Here is a 12778-nt window from a genome sequence, read left to right as displayed (position 1 = left end):
ACCAGGCACCCCCTGAGCGGCTCTGCCGCTTCCCCCTCTCTCGCTGCGCGGGAGGGGGACGGCACCATCGCTGCGGGGCGGCCCTTGCTTGGTGCCTCTGGCACAGGCACGCGCCCACTTTCCGAGCCTTCGAACCATGCCATGTTCAGCGTGCAGGAACTGCACACCTATTACGGCGACAGCCATATCCTGCACGGCGTCTCGCTGGAGCTGCCGCAGGGCCGCGCCGTGGGCCTGCTGGGCCGCAACGGCATGGGCAAGACCACGCTAATCCGCACGCTCATGGGCTATGTCCCCGCACGGCAAGGCAAGGTGTTTGCCGATGGCCGCGAGGTGACGAATTCCGCCCCCGAAAAAATGGCACGCCTTGGCATTGGCTATGTACCCGAAGGGCGCGGCGTCTTCCCCAATCTTTCGGTCAAGGAAAACCTGCAGATGAGCGCGCGCGCCGGCCTGGGCGGCCAGAAGGACTGGACCTATGAGCGCGTGCTGGAGACTTTTCCGCGCCTGAAGGAGCGCCTGTCCAACGGCGGCGATCAGCTCTCGGGCGGCGAGCAGCAAATGGTCTCCATAGGCCGCGCACTGATGACCAATCCGCGCCTCATGATCTTGGATGAAGCGACAGAAGGTCTGGCCCCGCTGGTGGTGGCCGAAATCTGGCGCGTGATTGCACAGATTCGCGAGACCGGTATCTCCACTTTGATCGTGGACCGCGATTACAAGAAGGTGCTAGCGCACACTGATTACGCGGCGGTGATGGAAAAGGGCAAGCTTGCTTTGCAAGCGCCTTCTGCGGAGTTGATTCAGCGCCCTGAAAAGTTGTCGGCGTTGTTGGGGGTTTGATTTTTTCGCTGCTGTTTTGTTTGAGGACAGAGGGCGGGTCTCGGCCCGCCAGCCGAGTTACTTTTCTTGCTCGCACAAGAAAAGTAACCCAAAGAATGCGACCCGAGTGTCTGCGTCCCTTCGGCTTCGCCTACGGGCAAACCTGTGTCACGCGATTCAGACTGCGGTACGGCAAAACTCACTGCGCGCTTGCAGCGCTGCGTTCAAACACGTTGCCGCAAATTTGATGACGATGCATTGGCACTCTTCGGTGCCAATGCCCGCAGCCTGAACCGCATGCCGCAGGCGCAGACAGACGGGTGGAGGCGGGAACGGACGGCCTGCAGGATTTGTGACGAAATTAGCTTCTAGCGCTTATTCAGATTGCGGCAGCAGCTATCAATTTTTAAAGAAGCTATCCCGTACCCGGTATTGCCCCTTGTGCCCACGCCTGCGACGGCAAGTTCTTGGGGCTGGCTGCTGCACCGCAGAGTGCAGCAGCTTCGTGCCCTGACTTGCGGCCGTGTGTCTGAACGGAGTGCCGCAGGCACGCAGTGAGTTGGGCCGCACAGCCCCAAGGGCTTGACGGCGCAGGTTGCCCGCAGGCGAAGCCGGAGGGACGTGCGCAGTAGGGGCTGGCTCTTTGCCTACTTTCTTGCAAAAGAAAGTAGGTCGCCTGCCGGGGCGAAATCCCGGCCTCTGTCCTCAAAAGAAAACTACTGCACCCCGCCCACAGAAGCCTGATCCAACCTCACATTCTTCGCCGCCTCAGGCGCCAAAATCGCCATCGTCAAACTGCAATTGCAGGTCAGCTTGCCGTTCTCATCGCGCAGCTCGATGCTCCAGACATGGGTGGTGCGCCCCAGATGCGCAGGGCGTGCGGTGGCCGTGATCCAGCTGCCTTTGCGGCCTGCGCGGATATGGTTGGCCGTGACGCTCAGGCCCACGCAGCGATGGCCTTGTGGAATGGACAGGGCGGCGGCGGTGGAGCCCAGCGTTTCCGCCAGCACCACGCTGACGCCGCCATGCAAAATGCCATAGGGCTGGCAGGTGCGCTCGTCCACATGGATGCGGGCGCAGATGAAGTCATCACCGTACTCGGTGAACTCAATTCCCAAATGGGAAACTGCGGTGTTGACACCGCCTGCATTCAGTGCCTTGAGATCAATTTCACGGGTCCAGATAGCCATATCAATCCTGTGTGCTGTCAATCAATGAGAAGCCTGCGTTGAGGCAGGTGGCATAGCGTCGTCATACCGGGGCAAACCATCCTCGGGCAAAGGCCACCAGGAAGCGCGCGAGGCCACATACTGGTGGCTGCTCAATGAGGTCCCTGCGGGCTCATCGAGCAGACCGGCACGTATGCGCAGCACTCCGGCCAGACTGCTGCGCTGGCTGTAGACCGGCGAGCCGCATTGCGGGCAGAAGGCGCGCAGCTTGCCTGGCGAGGATTCGAAGTGACGCAGCTGATCGTGCCCCGCAAGCCAGCGGATCTGCTCCTGCCTCACCGGAATATTGGTGGCCAGCGGTCCGCCCTGGGCCTTGCGGCACTGGCTGCAGTGACAGGCCTGAATTCCGGCCAGTTCGCCGTGAATTGCAAACCTCACCTGCCCGCACAGACAGGAACCTGTGGTGGTGGCCGCGGAGTCTTCCGGAATCTGATGAATATGCATGGCGCGAAACGGGTTGCAGCATGAAAAAGACACCCCACGCCCACACTGCGTGTGGTTCGCAGCCCCTCCAAGAGGGGCTTTTCATCTTGGGGCGGCCCGGCGATGAAAAAAGGACGGCCTGAAACAGACCGTCCTTGATGCTACTGGATAAACGAGTTTCGCTTGGCTAACGCTGCCTCGTCAGAGACACCGGGCAAGGGCCTAGGCGGCCCCGCCGCCCCACCGCGATGGCGTCGTCCCCTGGGGAAGCCGTGCAGCGGCACAGGGGGTAAACAATTAAACGCGCATGTCACCGGTTTCGCTGAAGCGCTCGTGCCAGCTCAGGGCCTCGCGCAGGATATGCGGCGTATGCTGCGCACCTTTCAGACGTGCGCGGTCGAAGTAGTGCTGCAGCTGATCGCGATAGTCGGGGTGGGCGCAGTTGTCGATGATGACCTGCGCTCGCTGCTTGGGCGACAGGCCACGCAGATCGGCCAGGCCTTGTTCGGTGACGATGATCTGGGTGTCATGCTCGGTGTGATCGACATGCGAGCACATGGGCACGATGCAGCTGATCTTGCCGTCCTTGGCCACGGAAGGCGTGACGAAGAAGGACAGATAGCCGTTGCGCGCAAAATCGCCCGAGCCGCCGATGCCGTTCATCATGCCCGTGCCCATGACATGGGTGGAGTTGATGTTGCCGTAGATATCGGCTTCGATCATCGAGTTCATGGCGATGATGCCCAGGCGGCGCACCAGCTCGGGGTGGTTCGAGATTTCCTGCGGGCGCAGGATGATGCGCTCACGGTAGAAGTCGATGTTGTCCTCGAAGTCCTTGTAGGCTGCCGCAGACAGCGATATGGAGGTGGCCGAGGCCTTGCTCATCTTGCCCGCGCGCAGCAGGTCCAGCATGCCGTCCTGCAGCACTTCGGTAAAGCCCAGCAGGTTCTCGAACGGGCCGGTCAGCAAACCCGCCAGCACGGCATTGGCCACATTGCCCACGCCCGACTGGATGGGCAGCATTTCCTTGGGCAGGCGACCCATCTTCATCTCGTGGGCCAGGAAGTCGATGATGTAGCCGGCGATCTTCTGGGAGTTCTCGTCGGGCACGGCGAACACATTGTCGCGGTCGCCCTTGTGGGTCTCGACCACGGCGATCACCTTGGCAGGGTCGACCTTCAGATAGGCCTCGCCGATGCGGTCATCGGCATGGGTCATGCTGATGGGCATGCGCCGTGGCGGGATGGCCGTGCCGTAGTAGATGTCGTGCATGCCTTCCATCTTGGCAGGCGGTTTGGTGTTGACTTCCAGAATCACCTTGTCGGCGATTTCCAGCCAGGTCTTGTTGTTGCCCACGGCCGTCGACGGAATCAGCAGACCGTCGGCGGTCACGCCCAGCACCTCGACCACGGCGATGTTCATAGGGCCCAGAAAGCCGAACCATGCGTGCTGCGCCACATGGGACAGATGCATGTCGATGAAGTCGATCTCGCCCGAGTTCACGGCCTTGCGCGCCGTGGGGTCGGTGTTGAAGGGCAGGCGCTGGCCCAGCGCATGGGCTTCGGCCATCACGCCATCGCATTCGGCGGCCGTGGACGCGCCGGTCCAGACATTGATCTTGTAGGGCTTGCCAGCGGCATGTTCGGCCTTGGCACGGGCGGCAATCGCCTGGGGCAGCGCCTTGGGGTAACCGGCTCCGGTAAAGCCGCTCATACCGACATTGACGCCATGGGGAATCATGGCGGCCGCCTCTTCGGCCGTCATGACGCGCGAGAGGAATTCTGGGTAACGTACGCGATCTGCGATGGACATTGTTGGCTCCAAACTCAGAGGCCCCGGCCCGGCACGCGAGCCTGACCAGCGCGAGCACGATGGCATTTTTGCGGCCCATGCTCAGCGCGTGGCTGGCACCCCTAAAAAAAACCGCCCGGGTAGGGCGGCATATCTCCAGCGAGAAATGTTACCAGCGCGGAACATGAGTTTCGGGTTTACCCGCAAAGGCCCCGCGCTGCTGTCAAGGGTATGTTCCCTCGGTTACATGTCAGCACTCACTCGCGTGTTTCCCGAGTTTCATCGCCCTGCTCGCGCAGGTTGAGCAAGGCATAGAGGATGATGGCGCCAAAGGTGGCGGTACCTATGCCTTCGAGCTTGAATTCGCCAAACAGCAGCGTGAAGTTGCCCGTACCCAGAATCAGGGTGATGGCCGCCACGATGATGTTCTTGTTCTGCGAAAAGTCCACCTTGTTGTCCACCCAGATCTTGGCGCCGGCAATGGCGATCAGGCCGAAGACCACGATGGAAACACCGCCCATCACGGGCAGCGGAATGGCCTGGATCAGCGCGCCGAACTTGGGCGAGAAACCCAGCAGCACGGCCAGCAGGGCCGCCACAAAGAACACGGCGGTGGAGTAGATGCGCGTTGCCGCCATCACGCCGATGTTTTCGGAATAGGTGGTCACGCCCGTGCCGCCCACGCTGGCGCTGACCATGGTGGCCACGCCGTCACCGATGAAGGCACGGCCCATGTACTGATCCATGTCCTTGCCGGTCATGGCCGTCACGGCCTTGATATGGCCCAGGTTCTCGGCCACCAGAATGATGACCACGGGCACGATGAGCACCATGGCATGGGCCGTGAACACGGGTGCATGGAAATGCGGCACGCCGAACCAGGGCGCATTGATCACGCCCGACAGATCCACCGGCTTGCCCCAGCCCAGCACATTGGTGAACAGGCCGTAGAGCAGGCTGGCCACGATCAGGCCGACCAGAATCAGCAGACGCTGCACCATGCCGCGCGTGAACACTGCCACCAGACCCACGCTGACAAAGGTCAGCGCCTGCATCCAGGCCTCGAAGTTGTTGGAGGCCATGTTCTTGACGGGAATCGATGCCAGGTTCAGGCCGATCACGGCCACCACGGCGCCCGTGACCACGGGCGGCATCATGCGCTCTATCCAGCGCGTGCCGATCACCTGCACCAGAAAGCCGACCAGCATATAGACCAGGCCGCAGGCGATGATGCCGCCCAGCGCCAGCCCGATATTGGGATTGGCGCCCTGGCCGCTATAGCCGGTGACAGCACCCACCACGCTGATGAAGGCAAAGGACGAACCCAGATAGCTGGGCACCTTGCCGCCGGTGATGATGAAGAAGATCAGCGTGCCTATGCCGCTCATGAACACGGCCAGATTCGGATCGAAGCCCATGAGGATGGGCGCCAGCACCGTGGAGCCGAACATGGCGATCACGTGCTGCACGCCCATCAGCCCGGTCTGCGGCCATGGCAGACGCTCGTCGGGGCCGATCACGCCCCCGGCCTGCAGGGTCGCGGCCGAGCGCTCCTGCCATTGAAATATTCCCATCCCGTCACTCCTGGAGTTATTAAACGGGGCAGATTATGGCAAGCCCTTGCTTTCCGTGAACGGCCAGTGGCAGCTTGCAACGGCCGGCAGCAGGGGCGCTGCTTCAAGCAGCTATCAAAAGCGAAGCTGCTACCGCAGATCCATACCTGATTTTGAGCTCAAACTATTGATATTTTCAGAATTGACCAGCGCAAGCAGCTATCAAATTCACTGCTTCTGCTGCAGCGCACGCGCAATGCGGTCGCGCTTAACCGTGGGCTTGGGCACCTTGAACGGGAACCACATGCGCACGTCCTCCTCCAGGCCGATGCCGTGCATGAAGTTGTAGATGGCCTTCTTGAGCGCCGCGCCCAGTGCGTCGTGATCGACGCCCGTGGGGTCGATGAAGGGGCGGTCGTTCTTGGCAAAGTTGCCCTCGGGCAGCGGCGGCAGCTCGATGCCGTATTCCTCGGGGTTGAGGCCCACGGGCGAGTGCACGGTGCAACTGAAGCGGTGAAAGAAGCCGCTTTGAATGCAACCGTTGAGAAACAGCTGGCGCACATACTCGAGCGCGTCCACCGTGTCCTGCACGGTCTGCGTCGGAAAACCGTACATCAGATAGGCGTGGACCAGAATGCCGGCCTCCGAGAAGGCCTTGGTCACGCGTGCCACCTGGTCCACGGTGACACCTTTTTTCATCAGCGCCAGCAGCCGGTCGGATGCCACTTCCAGACCACCCGAAATCGCGATGCAGCCGCTGTCGGCCATCAGCTCGGCCAGCTCGGGCGTGAAGGTCTTCTCGAAGCGCACATTGCCCCACCACGAGATGCCGGCATTGCGCGCAATCAGCTCCTGCGACAGCGCCTTGAGCGCCTTGGGCGGCGCGGCCTCGTCGACGAAGTGAAAGCCGGTCTGGCCGGTCTCGGCGACGATGGCCTCGATGCGGTCGGCCAGCACGGCGGCGCTGGCGCCCTCGTAGCGGCCGATATAGTCCAGGCTGACATCGCAGAAGCTGCACTTCTTCCAGTAGCAGCCATGGGCCACGGTGAGCTTGTTCCAGCGCCCGTCGCTCCACAGACGGTGCATGGGGTTGAGCATGTCCAGCAGCGACAGGTATCGGTCCAGCGGCAGGCCGTCCCAGGTGGGCGTGCCGACCTCGGCAAACGCGATGTCGGACTCCATCATGTTGATGTACTGGACCTTGCCACCTTCGTCATCACTGCCGCGCACAAAAGTGCGCACCAGCCGCGATCTGCCACGCTCGCCGCGCAGATGCTCGAGCAGCGCCAGCAGCGGGCGTTCGCCCGCATCCAGCGTCACGAAGTCGAAGTAGTCGAACACGCGCGGCTCGGCCAGCTCGCGCAGCTCGGTGTTGACAAAGCCGCCACCCAGCACCGTGGCAATCTGCGGAAAGCGCCGCTTGATGGTCTGGGCAATGCGAAACGCCGCATAGGCCGAGCCTGGAAAGGGCACGGACAGCAGCACCACCGTCGGCTGGTGACGCTCCACGGCCTCCAGCGTCAGGCGCTCCAGCACCTCGTCCACCAGATTGGGCTCTGCCGCGAGGGCGCTGGCCAGCGGATCGAAGGTGGGCTGGCTGCCGGCCAGCGACTCGGCATAGCGCACGAACTCGAAGCGCTCGTCCACGGCATCGCGCAGCACATCGGCCAGATCGTTGAGATACAGCGTGGCCAGATGCTTGGCCTTGTCGTGCAGACCCAGGGCCCCGAAAGCCCAGCCCAGGGGATCGCCGCCTTCCTCGTCCTCGTACACGTCCAGCGTGGCAAAGCGCGGACCTTCGGGCAGAAAGTGGCGCCCCACGATGCGGTGGGCCAGCGTGGAATCTCGCCCCTGCAAAAACGCAATCGTGGGCGCAATTGTGGCCAGATAGCGCTCCTGCTGCGCGACAAAGGACTGGACGGCAGGCGTGTGCTGCTTGGCAGGCAGGCTCTGGATACGCTCGGCCACGGCGCGCAGGCCATCGGGCGAGAGCAGATGCAGCACCAGGGCCAGAGCCAGATCTTCCTGCATGGCGGTGATGCCGCGCGAGCGCAGAAAGCCGGTCAGATAGGCCGTGGAGGGGTAGGGAGTGTTGAGCTGCGTCATCGGCGGAATGACGGCCAGCACGCGGGTGGGCAAAGCGGACATGGGGTGCGGGTCGCCGGCATGCGCCGTTGACGGTGTAAACAGGCCCCGATTATCGATGAGGACTTACGCAAACATAGATGCACCAAGGCTGCGTCCCTACAGCGCAGTTCCTGCTCGAACCTGATTTGCGTAAGTCGTGTCGGTTTGACCGCTCAGCTGTGCTCGTGTGCGCCCATACAGCCGACCGCGCTGCTGCACAGGTGACATCTGGCGGGGCCACCACCAATGACTTGCAAGGGCTGCAGCGCTAGGCTGGACCCATGTCTTCTGCACCGCAACACCCCGCTCCCTATATCCCCCAGATCCGGCTGTACCAGAACTGGCTGCGTGAAACGCGCGGCCTGAGCTTCGCCGACTATGACGCGCTGTGGCGCTGGTCGACCAGCGATCTCGATGCCTTCTGGCAAAGCATCTGGGACTATTTCGACGTCCAGTCCCCCACGCCGCATACCGCCGTGCTGGCCCAGAACACCATGCCCGGTGCGCAGTGGTTCCCGGGCACGCAGGTGAACTATGTGCAGCAGGTGTTGCGCCATGTCCAGCCCGCCCATGCCGCCGGCATGCCGGCCGTCATCAGCCGCAACGAGCAGGGCCTGCAGCGCGAGCTGAGCTGGCCCGAGTTGCAGCGCCAGGTGGCGGCCCTGGCCTTGCACCTGCGCGCCCAGGGCATCGCCAAGGGCGACCGCGTCGCGGCCTATCTGCCCAATATTCCCGAGGCCATGATCGCCTTTCTGGCTTGCGCCAGTCTGGGCGCCATCTGGAGCATCTGCGCACCCGATATGGGCACCCATGCCGTGCTTGACCGCTTCAAGCAGATAGCGCCCAAAGCGCTGATCGCCGTGGACGGCGTGCACTACGCAGGCAAGGACATAGACCGCCGCGAGGTCCTGCAGGAGCTGCGCCAAGGCCTGCCCAGCGTGCAGCATGTGGTGCTGGTGCCCAATCTGAATACTTCTGTAAAGATAGCTGACACCGCTGACTACACAAGCGTTACAGCGAGAAATGATGCCGAGACTGCAGGTTTCACGCCCGAGTGGCTGCCGTTCGACCATCCGCTGTGGATCGTCTACTCCAGCGGCACCACCGGCCTGCCCAAACCCATAGTCCACGGTCATGGCGGCATGGTGCTGGTCGCCCTGCAGCTCAAGGGTCTGCACAACGACATAGGCTGCAGCTACGAGCCCAATAGCTGGGGCGAGCGTTATCACTGGTACAGCTCCACGGGCTGGGTGATGTGGAATGCCCAGGTCTCGGGCCTGCTGGGCGGCACGACCTGCGTGATCTTCGACGGCAGCCCCGGCGGCAGCAAGGACAAGCCCGACTGGGGCACGCTGTGGCGCTTCGCGGCCGAGACCGGCGTGACCAGCTTTGGCTCAGGCGCCGCCTTCTACGCCAACTGCATGAAGGCCGGCGTGGATCTGTCCGCCTGCGGCGATCTGTCGCGCATGCGCGGGCTGGGCAGCACGGGTTCGCCACTGTCTGCTGAAGTTCAGCAATGGGGTACAGACCAATTCGAGAAACTGGGCCGCGCCAATATTTGGTGGAATAACTTATCCGGCGGCACCGACTTCGCGGGCGCCTTTATCGGCGGCAACCGCGATCTGCCGCTGGTGCCCGGAGTCATGCAATGCCGCCAGCTGGGCGCGGCCGTCGAGGCCTGGAACGAAGAGGGCCAGCCCGTGATGGACGAGGTCGGCGAACTGGTCTGCACCCAGCCCATTCCCTCCATGCCGCTGTTTCTCTGGGGCGATGCGGACGGCAAGCGCTATTTGTCGAGTTACTTCGATATGTACCCGGCCGGTCATGGCCGCAAGCCCGGTGGCGGCGATGGTGACGCCGAAATGGGGCCTGTCTGGCGTCATGGAGACTGGATCAAGCTGCTCGGCGAGGGCGGCTGCATCATCTACGGCCGCAGCGATGCGACCATCAACCGCCATGGCCTGCGCATGGGCACCAGCGAGATCTACAGCGCCGTAGAAGCCCTGCCCGAGGTGCTGGACAGCATGGTGGTGGATCTCGAATATCTGGGCAAGAACAGCTATATGCCGCTGTTTGTGGCCTTGCGGCCGGGCGTGGAGCTGGATTCGGCTCTGCGCGAGCGCATCAACAAGGCCATACGCTCGGCGCTGTCGCCGCGCTTTGTGCCCGACGATATCTTTGCCGTGGCCGAGATTCCGCGCACGCTCAGCGGCAAGAAGCAGGAGCTGCCCATCAAGAAACTGCTGCTGGGCCAGCCCCTGGCCAAGGTGGTCAACAAGGACGCCATGGCCAACCCCGGCTGCCTGGACTGGTATGAGGACTTTGCGCGCCAGCATCTGGCACGTACGGGAACGCCTGGCTGAGCAGGCTCGCCTTGAGAGCGTGTTCTCGATCTAAAAAAGGCACGCAGCGCCGCAACTTGCATCTTGATGTTGCAAAATGTTTGCATGAGGGCCAACGGCAATTTCATGAGACATGGAACAACAGCGATGCTGTGTGGCCTGCTCTATGCGGTCTGGTGTGGCACGGCCTGGGGAGGGACTCTGGCCTGCAATGGCGCACAGCATATCCGTCTGCTCCATCCCGTGGAAATCGGCCCTGAGGAGCTGGCCGAATTTCGCGCCATGGCTCCGCTGCGCATGCTCGCGGTCGATGCTCCGCCCATGTCCCGCTATGACAAAAAGCAAGGCAGCTATACCGGCGTTGCCGTTGATACCTGGTGCTTCATCACGAACAAGCTGGGCCTGCGCTATGAAATCGATTCGGCACGCGACCAGACCGTCGCCAGCAAGATAGAACAGGTGCAGCAAGGCCGCGCAGATGTTTTCATGCCCTTGAGCCTGCTGCCGCAAAGGGCCAAGCTTGGCATCTTCACCGAGCCCTACTACCAAAGCTTCTACGCCGTCATCACCCGCAAGGACAGACAGCTGTCCGTAGACAGCATCGACGATCTGAAGTCCTATCAGGTAGGCGTTGTCAAAGGGGTGGCGCTGGACGCCCGGCTGCAATCCCTGCTCCCCCCAAACCGGCTGCAGCGCTTCGATCAGGCCAACAGCGACGGCCTGTTCAAAGCCGTGCAGGACGGTACTCTGGACGCCGCCGTCTTCAGCCAGAGCATCTTCGAGGAAAAACGCTACACCCGCGAATACTTCGACCTGGAAGCCATTCACACCCTGCTCGATGACCCACGTGAATATCGCTTCTACTTCAGCCCCACCGCGCAGAACCAGCGCATCGTGCAGGCGTTTGACCGCTATCTGGCAGCCATCGATGTCTCGCTGTCTGTCACCAAACATGAAAAAGGCGAACGCGACCTCATAGAGCTCTATGTCAAGCAGCGCAGCCAGCATCAGCTATGGCAGTTCGTCGGCATCGGCAGCACGGCGCTGGTGCTGATCTTCGGCATGGCCTTTCTCTACTACCGGCGCCTGGCCAGGCTGCTGAACGAACGCAACCGCCAGATCCAGGAGCAGGCCAAGGCACTGGAAAGTGCCAATGCACAGCTGAAACACCTGAGCCTGTCCGATGGCCTGACGGGCCTGGCCAATCGTCGGGCCTTCGATCAGGAGCTGCTGCGCGAGCATGCCCGCAGCAGCCGCATGGGCACGCCGCTGAGCGTGCTGATGGCGGACCTGGATCGCTTCAAGGCCGTGAACGACTATTACGGCCACGCCACAGGCGATGCCTACCTGTGCGCCGTCGCCAAAGCGCTCAAAGAGACGGCGTCCCGTGCCACCGATCTGACGGCCCGGTATGGCGGCGAAGAGTTTGCCTGCCTGCTGCCAGCCACCGGCGCAAGCGACGCCCTGGCTCTGGCCGAGCGCATTCGCCAGGCGGTGGAGCAGCTGGCTTTGCCCAACACCCGGGCCGAGACCGGACATCTCACCATCAGCATTGGCCTGGCGACGCTGCAAGCCGGATCGGGCACGGCCCAGAGCCTGCTGGAGCAGGCCGATGCACAGCTCTATGCAGCCAAGCACGGGGGCGGCAACCGCGTCCATGCCACCGAGCTGGCAGGCTAGAACCTCATCCTCTTTCGCGCCTTGGCCGTTGGTCCCTGGTTATCGCCCGGTAAATCGCGGCCTGCGCTTCTCACGCCAGGCCAGGCCGCCTTCCTGCAAATCCGCCGATGCAATCGTGGCCTGAACGGCAGCATCGATGCCGGCCCTGTCCTGCACGCCGCGTGCAATGGCATTCAAATGCTTTTTCATGCCCAGCAAGGCCAGTGGCGCCATGCCAGCCAAGGTAGTTTGCAACTGCTGCACCGCTACCGTGATGTCCGCACCGTCGGCCAGATCGGTCAGAAAGCCGCAGTCCTTCATGGCCTGCGCCTGCAGCTTTTCACCGGTCAGAAACAGCCGTTTGGCCATGTCCAGGCCCAGGCGCGTCACATAGCGTTCCAGCCCTGAGGCGTAAAAGTGCAGACCCAGCCGGGCCGCAGGCATGAACATCTGACTGCCTGCGCCCCCCACGCGGAAGTCGCAGGCCAGAGCCATGTCGGTGGCGCCACCAAACACGCCGCCCTGAATCGCGGCAATCGTCACGGCGCGGCAGCCCTCTATGGCGTCCACCATTTCGCCAAAGGAGCTGCCCTCGTTCTGGCTGTTGGCAATCTCGCCAATGTCATAGCCGCTGCAGAAATGCTTGCCCACGGCCTGCAGCGTCAGCACCAGCACGGCCGGGTTGGCGTTGACCTCGTCGATCTGGCGGCGCAGCACGCTCAGGTCTTCGGGCAGCAGTTTGTTGGCGACTTCGGGACGGCGCAAGGTGATGCTGGCACAGGCGCCCTGGATCAAAAGCTCTGGAGACATGACTGTATTTTCATCCAGACCT

The 12778-nt window shown here is 62.6% G+C and carries 9 protein-coding genes; 3 read left to right on the top strand and 6 right to left on the bottom strand.

What is annotated here, in order from left to right; translation table 11 throughout:
• The first annotated feature begins 141 nt into the window (after nucleotides 1-141).
• Nucleotides 142-843 (top strand): ABC transporter ATP-binding protein, encoded by a 702-nt coding sequence (locus tag QMY55_RS00425; protein WP_283489059.1) that lies wholly within the window; start codon nucleotides 142-144, stop codon nucleotides 841-843.
• 695 nt (nucleotides 844-1538) lie between these two features.
• On the opposite strand, the gene QMY55_RS00420 is transcribed toward QMY55_RS00425, so the two are convergent.
• The 5 genes from QMY55_RS00420 to QMY55_RS00400 form a co-directional block, all read right to left on the bottom strand.
• Nucleotides 1539-2012 (bottom strand): PaaI family thioesterase, encoded by a 474-nt coding sequence (locus QMY55_RS00420; protein ID WP_283486761.1) that lies wholly within the window; start codon nucleotides 2010-2012, stop codon nucleotides 1539-1541.
• A 21-nt stretch (nucleotides 2013-2033) separates the two neighbouring features.
• The gene (locus QMY55_RS00415; protein WP_283486760.1) at nucleotides 2034-2495 is read right to left on the bottom strand and encodes a GFA family protein; all 462 of its coding nucleotides are present in this window, start codon (nucleotides 2493-2495) and stop codon (nucleotides 2034-2036) included.
• 276 nt (nucleotides 2496-2771) lie between these two features.
• Nucleotides 2772-4286, bottom strand: a complete 1515-nt coding sequence (locus QMY55_RS00410; protein WP_283486759.1) for an acetyl-CoA hydrolase/transferase family protein — start codon at nucleotides 4284-4286, stop codon at nucleotides 2772-2774.
• 236 nt (nucleotides 4287-4522) lie between these two features.
• Nucleotides 4523-5839, bottom strand: a complete 1317-nt coding sequence (locus tag QMY55_RS00405) for a solute carrier family 23 protein (RefSeq protein ID WP_283486758.1) — start codon at nucleotides 5837-5839, stop codon at nucleotides 4523-4525.
• A gap of 207 nt (nucleotides 5840-6046) precedes the next feature.
• On the bottom strand, nucleotides 6047-7966 hold the full coding sequence (locus QMY55_RS00400; RefSeq protein ID WP_283486757.1) for a B12-binding domain-containing radical SAM protein: 1920 nt from the start codon (nucleotides 7964-7966) through the stop codon (nucleotides 6047-6049).
• Between the two features lie 260 nt (nucleotides 7967-8226).
• Here QMY55_RS00400 and QMY55_RS00395 point away from each other — a divergent pair, with 260 nt between their 5' ends.
• Together QMY55_RS00395 and QMY55_RS00390 are read left to right on the top strand one after the other, a co-directional pair.
• On the top strand, nucleotides 8227-10308 hold the full coding sequence (locus QMY55_RS00395; protein ID WP_283486756.1) for an acetoacetate--CoA ligase: 2082 nt from the start codon (nucleotides 8227-8229) through the stop codon (nucleotides 10306-10308).
• Nucleotides 10309-10413: 105 nt separating this feature from the next.
• On the top strand, nucleotides 10414-11967 hold the full coding sequence (locus tag QMY55_RS00390) for a GGDEF domain-containing protein (protein WP_283486755.1): 1554 nt from the start codon (nucleotides 10414-10416) through the stop codon (nucleotides 11965-11967).
• A 39-nt stretch (nucleotides 11968-12006) separates the two neighbouring features.
• Here the strand turns inward: QMY55_RS00390 and QMY55_RS00385 are convergent, their stop codons facing one another.
• Nucleotides 12007-12756 carry an enoyl-CoA hydratase/isomerase family protein gene (locus tag QMY55_RS00385; RefSeq protein WP_283486754.1) on the bottom strand — a complete coding sequence of 250 codons (750 nt, stop codon included), beginning with the start codon at nucleotides 12754-12756 and terminating at the stop codon, nucleotides 12007-12009.
• Nucleotides 12757-12778: the final 22 nt, after the last annotated feature.

The organism is Comamonas resistens (assembly GCF_030064165.1).
Classification (GTDB): Bacteria; Pseudomonadota; Gammaproteobacteria; order Burkholderiales; family Burkholderiaceae_C; genus Comamonas; species Comamonas resistens.
Note: the sequence above shows the minus strand (reverse complement) of the source record. Positions and strands in the feature narration are given on the sequence as shown.